Raw genomic sequence first — 17,217 nt, 5'->3', positions numbered from 1 at the left:
AGTCTGCGTCCATGACCTCCTCACCCCCTCCCTCCTCCTCACGCTGGCCGCTCTCCGTCGTGATCGGCGCGGGCGGCACCGGCGGCCACATCTATCCCGGGCTCGCCCTGGCGGAGGCGCTGCGCGCCGCCGTCCCGGACGCCGTGGTCTCCTTCATCGGCACCGAACGCGGCCTGGAGACCGAGCTGATCCCGGCCGCCGGCTACCGCCTGCACACCGTGGACATGATCCCCTTCGACCCGGCGCTGGGCGCCAAGCGCTACCTCCTTCCGGCGGCGCTGCTCCGCTCGGCCGGGCAGGCGCGGGCCGTGATCCGGGCGCAGGGCGCGCAGGTGGCCGTCGGCATGGGCGGCTATCCGAGCGCGCCCGCCGTGCTCGGGGCCCGGCTGGCCGGGCTGCCGGCCGTCATCCACGAGTCCAACGCGGTACCGGGCCGGGCCAACCAGTTCGCGGCCCGCCTCACCCCGCACATGGCGGTGGCCTTCGACCGCAGCCGGGAGCACCTGGCGGGCGGGGCGCGGGCGCTGACCACCGGAATGCCCATCTCGGCAGCGCTGTCGGGCCTCGCCGGACTGTCCCGCCCCGAGCGGGCGGCCTTGCGCGCCGGGGCCCGGCGGGAGCTCGGGGTGCCGGACGGGCGGCGGCTGGTGGTGTTCAACGGCGGCAGCCTGGGCGCCGTACGCCTGACGTCGGCCGCGGCCGGGCTGGCGGCCGCCTGGCAGGCCCGTGGGGACGTCACGCTGCTGATCAAGACGGGGCCGGCGGCGCTCGCGGACACGGTGGACGCTCTGTCCGCCTCGGGCGGGCGGCGGATCGCGCGGGCCGTGCCGTACCTGGACCGGATGGACCTGGTCTACGCGGCAGCCGACCTCGTGGTGTGCCGGGCGGGCTCGGCGACGGTGGCGGAGCTCGCGGCGACCGGGGTCCCCGCGGTGCTGGTCCCCTACCCCTACGCCCCCGGCGACCACCAGACGCACAACGCCCGGGTGCTGTCCGACGCGGGCGCCGGCCTGCTGCTGGCGGACGCCGAGGCGACGGCCGGCCGCCTCGCGGAGCTGCTCGCCCCGCTGCTGGCCGACCCGGTGCGGCTGGCGGCGATGGCCGGCGCCGCCGACCCCGGCCCGCACGCACGGGCCGCCGAACTGCTGGCCTCGCAGGTCCTGCGGGTCGCCGGCTTCCCCTCCTTCTCCTCCTCCCCCACTCGCACTCCCCTGGAGCTCGTATGACCACGCCGCACGCCCCCACGCCCGCGCCGATGCCCACCCCGGCGCGCACTCCCGCCGACTGGAGCGGCCGTACGGTCCTCGTCACGGGCGCCGAGGGCTTCATCGGCTCCACGCTCGTCGACCTGCTGGTCGCCCGGGGCGCGAAGGTGCGCGCCTTCGTGCACTACAAGCCGTACGCGGAGAAGGGCCACCTGGCCCGGTACCTGGCCGACCCGGGCGGCCCGGTGGAGATGTGGGCCGGCGACGTCCGCGACGCGGGCCGGGTCAGCGACGCGGTGGCCGGCTGCGACACGGTCTTCCACCTGGCGGCCCTGATCGGGATCCCGTACAGCTACGCCTCGCCCGGCGCGTACGTCCAGACCAACGTCACCGGTACCGAGAACATGGCCGAGGCCTGCCGCCGCCACGGCGTGCGCCGCCTCGTCCACACCTCCACCAGCGAGGTCTACGGGACGGCCCTGACGGTCCCGATCTCCGAGAGCCACCCGCTCCAGCCGCAGTCCCCGTACTCCGCTTCGAAGATCGGCGCCGACATGACGGCGCTCTCCTTCCACCACGCGTTCGAGCTGCCGGTGACGGTGGTCCGGCCGTTCAACACCTACGGCCCGCGCCAGTCGGCCCGGGCGGTCATCCCCACCATCCTCGCCCAGCTCCACTCGGGATCCCGGGAGGTCCGGCTGGGATCCCTGACCCCGACCCGGGACTTCACTTACGTGACCGACACCGCGGCGGGCTTCCTCGCGGTCGCGGAGTGCGACCGGGCCCTGGGCGAGGTGATCAACCTCGGCACCGGAGAGGAGATCTCCATCGGCGACCTGGCCCGGGCACTGATCACGGCGTCGGGCCGGGACGCGGAGGTGGTCGTCGACCCCGCCCGGCTGCGTCCCTCGGGCAGCGAGGTCCAGCGCCTGCTGTCGGACAACACCCGGGCCCGCGACTGGGCCGGCTGGAAGCCCGAAGTCTCCCTCCAGGAGGGTCTGACCCGAACCTCGGAGTGGATAGCCGGCCACGTCCACCTCTTCGCCCCGGACCGCTACCAGGTGTAGGCCGCTCCCCGGGTCAGGCCTGATCCGGAAGGCCGGCCCGGTCCCGGTCCCTGGCCCGGGCCCGGTCGCGGAACCAGACGGCCGTACCCACCAGCACCGCCACCCCCACCCCGTACAGCGGCAGCCACAGGGTCGTCGTGGCCGCCAGGCACTCGGCGACCGCGGTACGGGCATGGGTCTCCCGCGCGAAGGCCAGCGCCGCCGCGTCACGGCCCGCGAGGTTCCCGAGCGCGGCCTCCGTCTGCAGGGCCGGCCTATGGGGGCCCTGCCCAGCAGCCCGCACTCGCGTCGGGTGCCCGGCATCGGGAACAGCCAGGCCCGGCGCTGGAGCAGGGGGGCGAGCGCGATCGCCACGCACAGGCCGACGACCAGCGCGTACGCGACCAGGCCGCGCAGGTAGCTCTCTCTCGGGGTCACTCGGGGGCTGGGATCACTCACGGGACTCTCCTGCGAGGGGGAGCCATCAGCATCCGCCCGGGCGCTCAGCGGCCCCCGGGCGCCATGCCGTGCGGGCCCCGCACCCCGCCCGGATGGCCCGCGCCCGCTGCCGGAGCCGGACCCTACGGACTGCGCAGACTGCGCACGTCCAGGTGCCGCAGCACCCGGTCGACGATCTCCGGATCGGCGCCCGGTTCGCTGCGCGCGGCCAGCACCTCGTGCCGGGCGGCGGACATCATCTCCCGCTGGATGCGCTGCACGTCGCGGATCCGCTCCACCCGCTTCACGTACGCCTCGCGCCGCTCCTCGTCGACCATGTCGGGGCTGATCCTGGCGCCCACGTCGTACGCCCTGCGGTAGAGGATCTCCACCAGGTCCTCGGGCAGGTCCTCCACCTCCTCGATCTCCTTCAGCCGCCGCTTCGCGGCCTTGGCGGCGCGGATCGCCAGCGCGCGGGCGATCTCCGCCTCCGCGTCCGGGTCGGCCTCCACGCCGAGCCGGCGGACCAGCCACGGCAGGGTCAGTCCCTGGACCACCAGGGTGGTCATGATCACGGCGAAGGCGATGAAGACGATCTCCTGACGGGCCGGGAAGGGATCCCCCGCGTCCGTCTCGAAGGGAAGGGCGAGCGCCAGCGCCACAGACGCCACGCCCCGCATCCCCGCCCACCACATGACCACGGACTCCCGCCAGCTCAGCGGGATCTCCTCCTCGTAGTCGCGCCGCGAGTGGAGCCGTTTCGCGAGCCAGCCGGCCGGCAGCAGCCACACCAGCCGTACGCCGACCACCACCGCGACCACGGCCGCCGCCCACCCGGCCATCTCCCAGGCCCGGCCGCTGGCGGCCCCGAACACGTTGTGCAGCTCCAGCCCGATCAGCCCGAAGGCGACACCGGTGACCAGCATGTCGACGACCTCCCAGAACGTGTGCCCGGCGAGCCGGCCCAGCACGTCGTCGGCGTCGGTCGCGTACTCGGCGAGGAACAGCGCCGTGGTCAGCACGGCCAGCACGCCGGAGCCCTGGAACTCCTCCGCCAGCACGTACGCCACGAACGGCACGAGCAGCGTCAGCCCGATCTGGAGCGTGGCATCGCCGAGCCGTCCCATGAGCCGGTTGGCGGCCCAGCCGAGCCCGAGCCCCACCGCGACGGCCACGACGGCCGACAGCACGAACTCGCCGAGCGCCCCGGGCCACGAGAAGGTGCCGCTGACGGCGGCGGCGACGGCCACGTGGTAGAGCACGATGGCGGTGACGTCGTTGAAGAGCCCCTCGCCCTCCAGGATCGACACCATGCGCCGGGGCAGCCCGAGCGATCCGGCCACGGCGGTGGCGGCCACGGGGTCGGGCGGGGCGACGAGCGCGCCGAGCGCGACGGCCGCGGCGATCGAGAGCCCCGGCACCAGGGCGTGCGCGGTGAAGGCGACGGCCGCGGTGGTCACGAAGACGAGCGCGACGGCCAGCAGCAGGATGGGCCGCACGTTGGCGGCGAACTGCCGCCAGGAGGTCCGCTGCACGGAGGCGTACAGCAGCGGGGGCAGCACCAGCGGCAGGATGTACTCGGGCGGGATGTCGACATTGGGCACCACGGGCACCAGGGCGAGCACCACTCCGCCGAGCGTCATCAATACGGGCGCGGGCAGCCCCAACCGGTCCCCGAGCGGCACCGTCACCACGGCCCCGAGCAACAACACGAACAGCAGCAGGAGCTGATCCACTCCCACACCCTGCCAGTCCGCTGCGCTGGGCGACGCGGACCGGGTTGCGTGTCGGGCTCCGCCGACGAGCGGCCCGTCGAGCCCGCGCGGCGCCGCGTCCTGGGGCTCCGCCGCTTTCAGCCCCGCCGGCGTTTGAGGCGATCTTTTCAGCCCCGCCGGCGTTTGAGGCGACCTTTCAGCCCCGCCGGCGTTTGAGGCGACCTTTCAGCCCCGCCGGCGTTTGAGGCGCGGGTCTGGGCGGAGCCCAGGGAACGGTGGAAGGGCGGGTAGGGGACAGCCCCGCAGGGCCGCCTCCACCCCGGCCGGGCTACGGCAGAGCGCGCCGCATAGACCGGTGCGGAATCCCCGCGTCCTCGAACTCCGGCCCGTAGGCCTCGTACCCGAGCCGCCCGTAGAACCCCATCGCATGGGTCTGCGCCCCGAGGTCGACAGCGGAAAGGCCCAGCCGAACCGCCTCCGCCTCGATCGCCCGGACCAGCGCGACCCCCACCCCGAGCCCGCGCGCGGACTTGGAGACGGCCAGCCGCCCCAGCGAACCGACCTCCGGGGACCCCGTCTTGCCCAGGGCCCGCGGCCCGTACAGCAGCCGGCCGGTGCCCAGCGCGACCCCGTCCGCCCCCTCGGCCAGCACGTGCAGCGCGATCTCGTCGTACGCGTCGTACTCGATCGTCTCCGGCACCGACTGCTCGACCACGAAGACCTCGGTCCGCACGGCGAAGCAGGCCTTCAGGTCCGCCTCCGTGACGGCGACCCGTACGGCGACACCGCCGGCGCCGCCGACGGCGGTCACTCGCTCTCCTTGCGGATCACGTCCAGCGCGTTCTGCAGGTCCGTCGGGTAGGTGCTCGCGAACTCGACCCACTGCCCGTCCGACGGGTGCTCGAACCCGAGCCGCACCGCGTGCAGCCACTGCCGGGTGAGCCCGAGGCGCTTCGCGACGGTCGGGTCGGCGCCGTAGGTCAGGTCGCCGACGCAGGGGTGCTTGTGGGCGGCCATGTGCACGCGGATCTGGTGCGTGCGCCCGGTCTCCAGCTTGATGTCCAGCAGCGAGGCGGCGCGGAAGGCCTCGATCAGGTCGTAGTGCGTGACGGAGGGCTTGCCCTCCTGGGTCACGGCCCACTTGTAGTCGGCGCTGGGGTGCCGCCCGATCGGCGCGTCGATCGTGCCGCTCATCGGGTCGGGGTGGCCCTGCACCAGCGCGTGGTAGCGCTTGTCGACGATCCGCTCGCGGAACTGGTTCTTCAGCGAGGTGTACGCGCGCTCCGACTTCGCGACGGCCATCAGGCCGGAGGTGCCGACGTCGAGCCGGTGCACGATGCCCTGGCGCTCGGAGGCACCGGAGGTGGAGATGCGGTAGCCGGCGGCGGCGAGGCCGCCGATCACGGTGGTACCGGTCCAGCCGGGGCTGGGGTGGGCGGCGACGCCGACCGGCTTCATGATGACGACGATGTCGTCGTCGTCATGGACGATCTCCATGCCGGGAACGGGCTCGGCGACGAGCTCGACCTTCCGCGGCGGTTCGGGCATCTCGACTTCGAGCCAGGCGCCACCGTGCACACGCTCGGACTTCCCGACGACACTGCCGTCGACCAGCACCTTTCCCGCGGCCGCGAGTTCGGCCGCCTTCGTCCGGGAAAAACCGAACATACGGGCGATGGCGGCGTCGACGCGCTCGCCCTCGAGGCCATCGGGTACGGGCAGGGTGCGGATCTCGGGAATCGTACTCACCTGTCGAGTATGCAGGACTCGACAGAAGACCATTCCCGCGATCAGTCCTTGTGGACGGTGCCGTCCGGGTCCAGGCCCTTGAAGGACAGCAGGACGATCAGGATCCCGCCGCACACGATCGCCGAGTCCGCGAGGTTGAAGACGGCGAAGTGGGCGGGTGCGATGAAGTCGACGACCGCCCCGCGGAAGACGCCCGGCGAGCGGAAGATCCGGTCGGTCAGGTTGCCCAGCGCCCCGCCCAGCAGCAGACCCAGCGCGATCGCCCAGGGGAGGCTGTACAGCTTCCGCGCGAGCCGCACGATCACCACGATGACGGTGGCGGCGATGCAGGTGAAGATGATCGTGAAGGCCTCGCCGAAGCCGAAGGCGGCGCCGGGGTTGCGGATCGCGTCGAACTTCAGCAGGTCGCCGATCACCTGGATCGACGGCTGGTGCTCCAGCTTCGCGACGACCAGCATCTTGCTGCCCAGGTCGACGAGGTAGGCGAGAAGCGCCACGACGAGCAGCGCGACGATCCGCCGCCGCCCCTTGGGCGCCGCGGATTCGGGCTGGGTGCCGTCTTCCCCGACCTCCGGCGTACCGATGATGCGCTCCGCCTCTGCCACGTGAGTCCCTCGAACTAGCTCGAACCAGGTTGTTGGACGGCACGGCGCCGACCGACCCGCCAGGTTCCTGGACCCTGACGGACACGAGAGTACGTCAGGGTGCCCTTGGGCTGCCGCCCCGGCCGGACCCCGAGGGAACCCGCCGGCGACGCCCCGCGGCCCTCCGGCGCCCGCCAGGCGGCCTCCCGGGACCCGCTCCGCCCCGTTCGGCCCGCCCTCAGCCCGCGCTCAGTGCCGCCGCTCCTGCTTCTGCTTGCAGTCCACGCACAGCGTGGCCCGCGGGAAGGCCTGCATCCGTGCCTTGCCGATGGGCTGGCCGCAGTTCTCGCAGAGGCCGTACGTGCCCGCCTCCAGCCGTTCCAGCGCGCGCTCGGTCTGCTCCAGCATCGAGTTGGCGTTCGCGGCGAGGGCGAGCTCGGACTCCCGGGTGATGTTCTTGGTCCCGGTGTCGGCCTGGTCGTCGCCCGCGCCGTCTCCGGAGTCCCGCATCAGCCCGGAAATGGCCGCGTCGGAGGCCTGGAGCTCGGCGCGCAGCCGCAGCACCTCGCTCTCCAGCTCGGCCCGCGCCTCGGCGACCTCCTCAGGGGTCCAGGGGTCCTCTCCGGGCCGTACGGCGAGCTCGCCGGGCGCCAGGCCCGCCGTGGCCCGCGCCTTGGGCAGCCCGCTGGTCGCGGCAGTGGCCGTCTTCCTGGCCGTGCCGGTGCTCTTCTTGGCAACCACTTTCCGGGCTCCCGTCTCGTGCGCGGCCTGCGCCGCCCCCTCGGCCCCGGCCGTCTTGGCCGTGGCCTTCTTCGCGGCCGTCTTCTTGACGGCGGCCGCCTTCCCGGCAGGCGCCTTCCCGGCGGCCGCCTTCTTCGTTCCGGTGGCCTTCGTGCCGGCCTCCGCCGTCGTGGTGCCCGACGCCGCCTCGGTCCCGACCGCCGCCTTCTTCGTGACCGCCTTCTTCGTGACCGCCGCCTTCTTCCCGGTGACAGCCCCTTCCACCGGTCCGGCCTCCGGATCCGGGGCCGCCACCTCCGTCACCGACTCCTGCGCCGGCTTCTCCGCAGCCTTCCCGACAGCCTTCTTGGCAGTACTCCCGGCGGTCTTCTTCGCCACCATGGCCGCGGCCCCTTCACATACTGTGATCATTGCTCGCGAATCGTGCCGGAACGATAAATCGACTCCGGCCCCACGGCAACGGGGCACGCGTCCATCGAGGTCAACCTGCATCCGTTGTGCCCAGCAGGGAGCCCGGTAATCCGCCCCACCCGCCCCACCGCACCCCGGAGCGGCCCGTCGGCCCATTCGGGTCACTCCAGGCCCCGGTCCGCGCCACGCCCGGACCCCCGCGCCACGCCCCGTAAACCGGTCTGCCGCCCGGCCCCCCGGCCCGTACACTGGGCCCAGCGAGAAGCATGGATGGGGACGAGTAGCGTCGGACGCAGCCAGGAGCGACCCGGGGACGGTGAGAGCCCGGGGGCGAGCGCGATGCGAAGGATCACCCCGGAGCCGCCGGAAGAAAGCCCACGGGATTCCCGTAGGGCGAGTAGAACCGGCTTCGCACCCCAATGAGGGGGCCGGCGGACCACAGGTCCGCAGGCCAAGGAGGGTGGTACCGCGGGAACGGCTTGTCCCTGATTCGGGGAGGGCGGCTCTCGTCCCTCCGGACGGAAGTGACACCCCGCCGGAGGAAGAGTTCAGCCTCATGACCACACCGCCGCAGTACCGCCCGGTACCCGCCCAGGTCGACCTGCCTACCCTCGAGCACGCGGTCCTCGACTTCTGGCGCGAGAGCAAGACCTTCGCCAAGACCCTGGAGCAGTCCGAGGGACGCCCCGAGTGGGTCTTCTACGAGGGCCCGCCCACCGCGAACGGCATGCCCGGCGCGCACCACATCGAGGCCCGCGTCTTCAAGGACGTCTTCCCCCGCTTCCGCACCATGCGCGGCTACCACGTGGCCCGCAAGGCCGGCTGGGACTGCCACGGCCTGCCCGTCGAGCTCGCCGTCGAGAAGGAACTGGGCTTCAACGGCAAGAAGGACATCGAGGCGTACGGCATCGCCGAGTTCAACGCCAAGTGCCGCGAGTCGGTGACCCGCCACACCGACGCGTTCACCGAGCTCACGAACCGGATGGGCTACTGGGTCGACCTCGACGACGCCTACCGCACCATGGACCCCGAGTACGTCGAGTCCGTGTGGTGGTCGCTGAAGGAGATCTTCAACAAGGGCCTGCTCACCCAGGACCACCGCGTCGCCCCCTGGTGCCCCCGCTGCGGCACCGGCCTCTCGGACCACGAGCTGGCCCAGGGCTACGAGACGGTCGTCGACCCCTCGGTCTACGTCCGCTTCCCGCTGACCTCCGGCCCCCTCGCGGGCGAGGCCGCGCTCCTCGTCTGGACGACCACCCCCTGGACCCTGGTCTCCAACACCGCCGTGGCCGCGCACCCGGACGTCACGTACGTGGTGGCGACCAACGGTGAGGAGAAGCTGGTCGTCGCCCAGCCGCTGCTGGAGAAGTCCCTCGGCGAGGGCTGGGAGGCCACCGGCGAGTCCTTCTCGGGCAAGGAGATGGAGCGCTGGACGTACCAGCGCCCCTTCGACCTGGTGGAGTTCCCGGCCGAGGCCCACTACATCGTGAACGCCGAGTACGTCACGACCGAGGACGGCACCGGTCTGGTCCACCAGTCCCCCGCCTTCGGCGCCGACGACCTCGCGGTCTGCCGCGCGTACGGCCTGCCCGTCGTGAACCCGGTCCGCCCCGACGGCACCTTCGAGGAGGACGTCCCGCTGGTCGGCGGGGTCTTCTTCAAGAAGGCCGACGAGAAGCTGACCGCCGACCTCGACGCGCGCGGCCTGCTCTTCAGGCACATCGCCTACGAGCACAGCTACCCGCACTGCTGGCGCTGCCACACCGCGCTGCTCTACTACGCGCAGCCGTCCTGGTACGTCCGCACCACCGCCGTCAAGGACGCGATGCTGCGGGAGAACGAGAAGACCAACTGGTTCCCGGACTCCGTCAAGCAGGGCCGCTTCGGCGACTGGCTGAACAACAACATCGACTGGGCGCTGTCCCGCAACCGCTACTGGGGCACCCCGCTGCCCATCTGGCGCTGCGAGGAGAACCACCTCACCTGCGTCGGCTCCCTCAAGGAGCTCGGCGAGCTGACGGGCACGGACCAGTCGAACCTGGACCCGCACCGCCCGTACATCGACGAGGTCACGTTCCCCTGCACGGCGGAGGGCTGCACCCTCACCTCGGCGCGCGTGCCGGAGGTCATCGACGCCTGGTACGACTCGGGTTCGATGCCGTTCGCGCAGTGGGGCTACCCGCACAAGAACAAGGAGATCTTCGAGAAGCGCTACCCGGCGCAGTTCATCTCGGAGGCCATCGACCAGACGCGCGGGTGGTTCTACACGCTGATGGCGGTCGGCACCCTCGTCTTCGACAAGTCCTCCTACGAGAACGTGGTCTGCCTGGGCCACATCCTCGCCGAGGACGGCCGCAAGATGTCCAAGCACCTGGGCAACACCCTCGAGCCGATCCAGCTGATGGACACTCACGGTGCGGACGCCGTCCGCTGGTTCATGGCGGCGGGCGGCTCCCCGTGGGCGGCGCGCCGCGTCGGGCACGGCACGATCCAGGAGGTCGTCCGCAAGACGCTCCTCACCTACTGGAACACGGTCGCCTTCCAGGCCCTGTACGCCCGCACGTCGAACTGGGCCCCGTCGGCCTCCGACCCGGCGCCCGCGGACCGCACGGTCCTCGACCGCTGGCTGCTGTCGGAGCTCCACACCCTCACCACCGAGGTCACGGAGGCGATGGAGTCCTACGACACCCAGCGCGCCGGCAAGCTCCTCTCCTCCTTCGTGGACGACCTCTCCAACTGGTACGTCCGCCGCTCGCGGCGCCGCTTCTGGCAGGGCGACGCGGCCGCGCTGCGCACGCTGCACGAGGTCGTGGAGACGGTCACCCGCCTCCTCGCCCCCCTCACCCCCTTCATCACGGAGCGGGTCTGGCAGGACATGATCGTCCCGGTCACCCCGGACGCCCCGGAGTCGGTGCACCTGACCACGTGGCCGGCCCCTGACGCCTCGGCGATCGACCCGGTCCTGTCCCAGCAGATGCAGCTGGTACGCCGCCTCGTGGAGCTGGGCCGCGCGACCCGGGCCGAGTCGGGCGTGAAGACCCGCCAGCCGCTGTCCCGCGCGCTGGTCGCCGTATCGGGCTTCGAGACCCTCTCCCCCGAGCTGCACTCCCAGATCACGGAGGAGCTGAACGTCTCCTCGCTGGCCTCCCTCTCGGAGGTCGGCGGTTCCCTGGTCGACACCACGGCCAAGGCGAACTTCCGCGCACTGGGCAAGCGCTTCGGCAAGGGCGTGCAGGACGTGGCGAAGGCGGTGGCCGCGGCCGACGCGGCGGCGCTGTCCCTGGCCCTGCGCTCCGGTGGGGCCTCGGTGGAGGTGAACGGCGAGACCGTCACCCTCACCCCCGAGGAGGTCATCATCACGGAGACCCCGCGCGAGGGCTGGTCGGTGGCGTCCGACTCCGGCGCGACGGTCGCCCTGGACCTGGAGATCACTCCGGAGCTGCGGCTCGCGGGCCTGGCCCGTGACGCGATCCGCCTGATCCAGGAGGCCCGGAAGAACTCCGGCCTCGACGTGGCCGACCGGATCGCCCTGCGCTGGTCCTCGTCGGACCCGGAGCTGGTGGCGGCCCTGACCGACCACTCTTCGCTCATCGCGGACGAGGTCCTGGCCACGGACTACGCCTCCGGCGAGGCGGACGCGTCGTACGGCGACCCCTTCGAGGACGAGCCCCTCGGCCTCACCTTCCGCCTCCGCAAGGCGTAGCCCTCCCGGCCCGAGCGGCCCGCGCCCCCTCGCCAGGGGGGTGCGGGCCGCTTCGCGTTTCCCCTACCCGCCCTTCCACCGTTCCCCGGGCTCCGCCCGGACCCTGTACGTGCGCTCCGCGCCCGTGTCCTCAAACGCCGGACGGGCTGGATCTTCCAGCCCGTCCGGCGTTTGAGGACCGGGGTCTGGGGCGGAGCCCCAGGGAACGGGCGAAGGGCGGGTAGGGGAACGCCGCCCCGCGCAGCGGCACCGCCCCCGGGCGGGCCCGGGTACGGAAACGGGCCGGGCCCGGCACCCCCGAAGGGGAACCGGGCCCGGCCCGAACCGTCTGCCGACGGCTACCGCTTAGTTGTCGTCCTCGTCGATCAGGAAGCCCCGCATGGGAGACGGCGCCTGCTGCATCGGCTGCGGACCAGCCGGCCGCACCGGAGCCATCGGCTGCGTCATCGCCGGGGACATCTGCTGCTGGCCGCCACCGTAGGAGGGGGCCATCGGGGACGGACCGCCCATCGGGGAGGGGCCGCCGCCCATGGACGGACCGCCCATGGAGTGCATCGCACCGGCCGGAGCCATCGACGGGGTCGGCGACGGCGGCAGCGCGGGACCGGCGGGGTTCCGCGGCGGAGCCAGCGAGTCGTCGGCCTGCGTCTCCAGCTGGCGCAGCTGCGACTCCAGGTAGGACTTCAGACGGGTGCGGTACTCACGCTCGAAGCCCCGCAGGTCCTCGACCTTGCGCTCCAGCGTGGCGCGGGCGGACTCCAGGGAGCCCATCGCGACGCGGTGCTTCTCCTGCGCGTCCCGCTCCAGCGCGTCGGCTTTGGCGCGGGCGTCCCGCTCCAGGCCCTCGGCGCGCGACCGGGCCTCGCCGACGATCTTGTTGGCCTCGGAGCGGGCCTCCGCGATCGCCTGGTCGGCGGTCTGCTGCGCGAGCGACAGGACGCGGGCGGCGCTGTCGCCACCGGGACCCTGCTGCGGAAGCTGCTGCGGCTGCTGGTGCATCTGCTGGCCCATCGGCTGCATCTGCTGCCCCATGGGCTGCATCTGCTGGCCCATCGGCTGGCCCATCTGCTGGCCCATCTGCTGGCCGAGCGGGTTCTGGCCACCCATGGACTGCTGCTGCATGGGGTTGCCCATCGGGCCGGGACCCTGCTGGCCCATGCCCTGCTGGCCCATGCCCTGCTGACCCATGCCCTGCTGGCCCATCTGCTGCTGCCCACCCATGGTGTGCTGCTGCATGGGGCCGCCCATCGGGCCGGGACCCTGCTGACCGTGCCCACCGGGGCCGGCCGGAAGCTGGGGCTGGCCACCCGGAAGCTGCGGCGGACCCATCTGGGGCTGCTGCTGCGGGGGGCCGGATATGGCCGCGGGCACGGGGGCGCCGGGGCCACGCTGGTCCTGGGGCTCGGGCTTGCGCATGCTGCCCTGCTGCTGGTTCTGCGCGGCGGCACGCGTGGCGGCCGCCAGCTTGGCGCGCAGGTCCTCGTTCTCGCGCAGCAGGCGCGTCAGCTCGGACTCGACCTCGTCGAGGAAGGCGTCGACCTCGTCCTCGTCATAGCCCTCTCGCAGGCGGACGGTCGTGAACTGCTTGTTCCGCACGTCCTCGGGAGTCAGCGGCATGTCTTCTTCACCTCTACGTAGTCGTCGGCAGTCGGCAGGACCGTATCGGGACTGTCCCCGCGCCTGCGGGGAAGCTCATCGTTCACACGCTTCTCGCAGCGGTGCTCACGAAACTGATGAGGATGTAAACGATGATCATCAGAACGAAGAAGGACAGGTCGAGTGCCACGCCCCCGAGACGCAACGGCGGGATGAGCCGCCGAAGGAGCTTGAGCGGTGGATCGGTGACAGTGTAGGTGGCCTCCAGAACGACCACCATCGCCTTGCCGGGTGTCCATGAACGTGCGAACTGGAACACGTAGTCCATGACCAGTCGGAAGATCAGCACGATGAGGAAGCACATCAGCGCGATGTAAACCACTTGCAGTGCTACGCCCATCCCGCGCTTCCCTCTCCCCTGCTTCCGCCCTGTACCCGGTCCCGTATCTGACGGATCGGTCTAGCTTTGGTTGAAGAACCCGCCCTCCGCGATGCGGGCCTTGTCCTCCGCCGTGACATCGACGTTAGCAGGAGACAGCAGGAACACCTTCTGTGTCACGCGTTCAATGCTGCCGTGCAGACCGAAGACGAGGCCCGCGGCGAAGTCGACCAGACGCTTCGCGTCCGTGTCGTCCATCTCCGTGAGATTCATGATCACCGGAGTGCCCTCACGGAAGTGTTCCCCGATGGTACGGGCCTCGTTGTAGGTCCGGGGGTGCAGCGTCGTGATGCGGTACGGCTCCCGCTCGGAGACGACCTTGGGCATGATCACGGGGGCGTTCTTCTCCAGATTCGAGCGTTCGGGTGTGATGGACGCCACGGGGGCGATTCGCGCAGGACGTCCGTTTTCAACCGGCATTGGGATGGGTTCCCTTGGCGCCGGAGGCTGGGCAACTCGTACCGGTTCGTCCGATACGGGCGTTTGATGCGAAACGGGTTGCTGTCGGCGGTCCCGGTCGCGCGACCGCTCCGGCTCCGGCTCGGGTTCGAACTCGTCGTCGGGGTCGTACCCCGGGTTGTCGTACCGGTCGTCCTCCACGAGGCCGAGGTAGACCGCCATCTTGCGCATCGCGCCGGCCATTCTCTGAGTCCTCCGCTCTGTGGTGGATCGCCCTGTCGCAGGTGTATCGCCGTGTCACGAATGTCACCAACTGCCCGCGATCCACGTGGCCTGTCCGCTCATCAGCGGAAATGACCATATTTTCTGCTGTGGTCCGACTTTCTTCGCGACGTTACCCGAGCCGGGGTCTCGCGCCGAGTACCGCAGTGCCGACGCGTACATGTGTCGCACCGGCCGCAACGGCCTGTTCCAGGTCTGCGCTCATCCCGGCCGACACCATCGTGGCAGCCGGATGGTCCGCGCGCAGGCGGGATGACAATTCCACCAGCCGCTCGAAGGCCGCTTGTTCGCGTCCCGCGTAGCGCCCGGCCAGCGGAGCGACCGTCATGAGGCCGTCGATGCGCAGCCCCGGGGCCGCGGCCACGAGGTCCGCCAACTCGGCGAGCTGCTCGGGCGCCGCGCCGCCGCGGGCCCCCCGTTCGCCCGCCTCGGCGTCGAGGGCGATCTGCACCAGGCAGCCCAGTTCCCGTCCGGCGCCCTCCGCGGCCGCCGAGAGGGCCGCGACGAGCTTGGGGCGGTCGACGGACTGCACGAGGTGCGCGTATCCCGCCACGGAACGGACTTTGTTCGTCTGCAACTGGCCGACGAAGTGCCAGGTGAGCGGCAGATCCGCACAGGCCTCGGCCTTGGGGGCCGCGTCCTGGTCCCGGTTTTCCGCCACGTGACGGACACCCAGGTCCGCCAGCAGTCGTACGTCACTCGCCGGGTAGGTCTTGGTGACCACGATGAGGGTCACCTCTTCCCGCTTGCGCCCGGCGGCCGCGCAGGCGGCCCCGATCCGCTCCTCCACCCGCGCGAGGTTCTCGGCGAGCTCGGACTTACGATCCGTCATTCTTCAGTCCAACCAGACATATCCGGCAAGCCGCCCGGTCATCCGGTCGCGGCGGTACGAGAAGTGGTCCCGCGACTCCAGTGTGCAGACCGGGGAACGGCCGAGGTCGGCCACCCCCGCCTCGGCGAGCTGCGCGTGCACCCCGGCCACCACGTCGACGGCCGGTGTCCCCCAGCTCGTCTCGGCGTACGCGGCCGGCACCACCTCGGCGACCGCCGCCCGCATCTCGGCCGGAACCTCGTAGCAGCGCCCGCACACCGCCGGTCCGGTACGGGCCACCATGCGCGCGGGGTCGGCCCCGAGCGAGACCATCGCCTCGACGGCGGCGCCCACGACTCCGGCCACCAGCCCGGGCCGCCCGGCGTGGGCGGCTCCCGCGATGCCGGCGACGGGATCGGCGAGCAGGACGGGCGTGCAGTCGGCGGTGAGGACCGCGAGGGCGAGCCCCCGACGGGCGGTCACCACCGCGTCCACCGCGGGGACCGGCTCGTCCGGCCCCCACGGGCCGTCGACCACCACCACGTCCCGGCCGTGCACCTGGTTCATCCAGACCACCCGGTCCGGCGCGATGCCCAGCGCCTTCGCCGCGGCGGCCCGGTTCGCACGAACGGCGGCCGGGTCGTCTCCGACCGCGCCGCCGAGATTGAGCTCCTCGTACGGAACGGCGCTCACCCCGCCCCACCGGTCGGTGAAGGCGAAGTGGGCGCCGCTCTCGCTGTACTGCTCCAAGGTCACTTCAAGAAGTCCGGGACGTCCAGTTCCTCGGCCGGGCTGTCCTGGTACGGCCGGGCCGTCGGGACCTGCGGGGCCGGAGCCTCGGCGACCGGGACCGGCTCGCTGCGGACCGGCTCCTCGCGCGGGGTGACCGAGCCGAGTCCGCCGAAGGCCGGACGGGCCGGCTCGGCGGCGCGGACCGGAGCCGGGGCCGGCTCCTCGCGCTTGGTGGAGGCCGCGCCGATGACGTTGTCGCGGCGGGCCGGGGGCTGTCCGCCGTCGAACCCGGCCGCGATGACGGTGACCCGTACCTCGTCGCCGAGCGCGTCGTCGATGACGGCTCCGAAGATGATGTTCGCCTCGGGGTGCGCGGCCTCGCTCACCAGCTGCGCGGCCTCGTTGATCTCGAAGAGACCGAGGTCCGAGCCACCGGAGATGGAGAGCAGCACGCCGCGGGCGCCGTCGATGGACGCCTCCAGCAGCGGCGAGGAGATCGCCATCTCGGCCGCGGCCACCGCGCGGTCGTCGCCGCGGGCCGAGCCGATGCCCATCAGGGCCGAGCCCGCCTCGGACATCACGGACTTGACGTCCGCGAAGTCGAGGTTGATCAGACCCGGGGTGGTGATGAGGTCGGTGATGCCCTGGACGCCGGACAGCAGGACCTGGTCCGCCGACTTGAAGGCGTCGAGCACGCTGACCTGGCGGTCCGAGATGGACAGCAGGCGGTCGTTGGGGATGACGATGAGGGTGTCGACCTGCTCGCGGAGCTGGGCGATGCCGTCCTCGGCCTGGTTCGCGCGGCGCCGGCCCTCGAAGGTGAACGGCCGGGTGACCACACCGATCGTCAGGGCGCCCAGCGAGCGCGCGATGTTGGCGACGACGGGTGCGCCGCCCGTTCCGGTGCCGCCGCCTTCGCCGGCGGTGACGAAGACCATGTCGGCCCCCTTGAGGACCTCCTCGATCTCCTCGCGGTGGTCCTCTGCCGCCTTGCGACCGACATCCGGGTTGGCGCCGGCGCCGAGACCCCGGGTGAGTTCCCGGCCGACGTCGAGCTTGACGTCGGCGTCGCTCATCAACAGCGCCTGGGCGTCTGTGTTGATGGCGATGAACTCGACGCCCTTGAGACCGACCTCGATCATTCGGTTGATGGCATTGACACCACCGCCGCCGACACCGATGACCTTGATGACTGCGAGGTAGTTCTGCGGTGCTGCCACGTCGAAGGCCTCTCGCCTCGAGTTACGTGTCGTTCGCCTCGCGGGCCTGCGGTGCGACGACTGATGCCGAAATTGGGACGGTCCGTACGCGCCGACCCGAACCCTAACCCTGAAGTTTAGGGTTATGAGTGTGTCTGTTCCTTGGA

At 71.8% G+C, this 17,217-nt stretch carries 15 protein-coding genes; 3 read left to right on the top strand and 12 right to left on the bottom strand.

Translation table 11 applies throughout. The annotated features are described in order from the left end of the window. Nucleotides 1–11: 11 nt before the first annotated feature. The gene (locus MTF69_RS02425; protein ID WP_243330197.1) at nucleotides 12–1,226 is read left to right on the top strand and encodes a glycosyltransferase; all 1,215 of its coding nucleotides are present in this window, start codon (nucleotides 12–14) and stop codon (nucleotides 1,224–1,226) included. Nucleotides 1,227–1,255: 29 nt separating this feature from the next. After that, nucleotides 1,256–2,272, top strand: coding sequence for an SDR family NAD(P)-dependent oxidoreductase (locus MTF69_RS02420; protein ID WP_243330453.1), 1,017 nt, complete (start codon nucleotides 1,256–1,258; stop codon nucleotides 2,270–2,272). A gap of 13 nt (nucleotides 2,273–2,285) precedes the next feature. On the opposite strand, the gene MTF69_RS42735 is transcribed toward MTF69_RS02420, so the two are convergent. From MTF69_RS42735 to MTF69_RS02390, 6 genes are all read right to left on the bottom strand, one after another. Then, nucleotides 2,286–2,555, bottom strand: a complete 270-nt coding sequence (locus tag MTF69_RS42735; protein ID WP_279345234.1) for a hypothetical protein — start codon at nucleotides 2,553–2,555, stop codon at nucleotides 2,286–2,288. Between the two features lie 277 nt (nucleotides 2,556–2,832). After that, entirely contained in the window at nucleotides 2,833–4,425 is a 1,593-nt protein-coding gene (locus MTF69_RS02410; RefSeq protein ID WP_243330196.1) for a Na+/H+ antiporter, read from the bottom strand. A gap of 307 nt (nucleotides 4,426–4,732) precedes the next feature. Continuing rightward, complete coding sequence (locus tag MTF69_RS02405) at nucleotides 4,733–5,215, bottom strand: GNAT family N-acetyltransferase (protein WP_243330194.1); 483 nt, start codon at nucleotides 5,213–5,215, stop codon at nucleotides 4,733–4,735. Then, nucleotides 5,212–6,153: an RluA family pseudouridine synthase gene (locus tag MTF69_RS02400; RefSeq protein ID WP_243330191.1), complete on the bottom strand. Its 942-nt coding sequence runs from the start codon at nucleotides 6,151–6,153 to the stop codon at nucleotides 5,212–5,214. The genes MTF69_RS02405 and MTF69_RS02400 overlap by 4 nt, the downstream gene beginning before the upstream one ends. A 41-nt stretch (nucleotides 6,154–6,194) precedes the next feature. Further along, nucleotides 6,195–6,758 carry a signal peptidase II gene (lspA, locus tag MTF69_RS02395; RefSeq protein ID WP_243330189.1) on the bottom strand — a complete coding sequence of 188 codons (564 nt, stop codon included), beginning with the start codon at nucleotides 6,756–6,758 and terminating at the stop codon, nucleotides 6,195–6,197. Nucleotides 6,759–6,986: 228 nt separating this feature from the next. Next, nucleotides 6,987–7,859 carry a TraR/DksA family transcriptional regulator gene (locus MTF69_RS02390; RefSeq protein ID WP_308401355.1) on the bottom strand — a complete coding sequence of 291 codons (873 nt, stop codon included), beginning with the start codon at nucleotides 7,857–7,859 and terminating at the stop codon, nucleotides 6,987–6,989. Between the two features lie 586 nt (nucleotides 7,860–8,445). Here MTF69_RS02390 and ileS point away from each other — a divergent pair. Beyond that, nucleotides 8,446–11,592, top strand: coding sequence for an isoleucine--tRNA ligase (ileS, locus tag MTF69_RS02385; RefSeq protein WP_243330186.1), 3,147 nt, complete (start codon nucleotides 8,446–8,448; stop codon nucleotides 11,590–11,592). 345 nt (nucleotides 11,593–11,937) lie between these two features. On the opposite strand, the gene MTF69_RS02380 is transcribed toward ileS, so the two are convergent. The 6 genes from MTF69_RS02380 to ftsZ all read right to left on the bottom strand — a co-directional run bounded on the left by MTF69_RS02380 (nucleotide 11,938) and on the right by ftsZ (nucleotide 17,071). Then, a complete protein-coding gene (locus tag MTF69_RS02380; RefSeq protein ID WP_243330184.1) occupies nucleotides 11,938–13,209 on the bottom strand; it encodes a DivIVA domain-containing protein in 1,272 nt (423 codons plus the stop codon). Between the two features lie 82 nt (nucleotides 13,210–13,291). Beyond that, nucleotides 13,292–13,588 carry a YggT family protein gene (locus MTF69_RS02375; RefSeq protein WP_112450285.1) on the bottom strand — a complete coding sequence of 99 codons (297 nt, stop codon included), beginning with the start codon at nucleotides 13,586–13,588 and terminating at the stop codon, nucleotides 13,292–13,294. 60 nt (nucleotides 13,589–13,648) lie between these two features. Next, on the bottom strand, nucleotides 13,649–14,269 hold the full coding sequence (locus MTF69_RS02370) for a cell division protein SepF (RefSeq protein ID WP_243330182.1): 621 nt from the start codon (nucleotides 14,267–14,269) through the stop codon (nucleotides 13,649–13,651). A 151-nt stretch (nucleotides 14,270–14,420) separates the two neighbouring features. After that, entirely contained in the window at nucleotides 14,421–15,140 is a 720-nt protein-coding gene (locus tag MTF69_RS02365; RefSeq protein ID WP_243330180.1) for a YggS family pyridoxal phosphate-dependent enzyme, read from the bottom strand. 3 nt (nucleotides 15,141–15,143) lie between these two features. After that, nucleotides 15,144–15,875, bottom strand: a complete 732-nt coding sequence (gene pgeF, locus MTF69_RS02360) for a peptidoglycan editing factor PgeF (protein WP_243330153.1) — start codon at nucleotides 15,873–15,875, stop codon at nucleotides 15,144–15,146. Beyond that, entirely contained in the window at nucleotides 15,872–17,071 is a 1,200-nt protein-coding gene (gene ftsZ / locus MTF69_RS02355) for a cell division protein FtsZ (protein WP_243330151.1), read from the bottom strand. Before ftsZ ends, pgeF begins: the two co-directional genes overlap by 4 nt. Nucleotides 17,072–17,217: the final 146 nt, after the last annotated feature.

It is taken from the genome of Streptomyces sp. AP-93 (assembly GCF_022808175.1).
Classification (GTDB): domain Bacteria; phylum Actinomycetota; class Actinomycetes; order Streptomycetales; family Streptomycetaceae; genus Streptomyces.
This window is presented reverse-complemented; position numbering and strand designations above follow the sequence as displayed.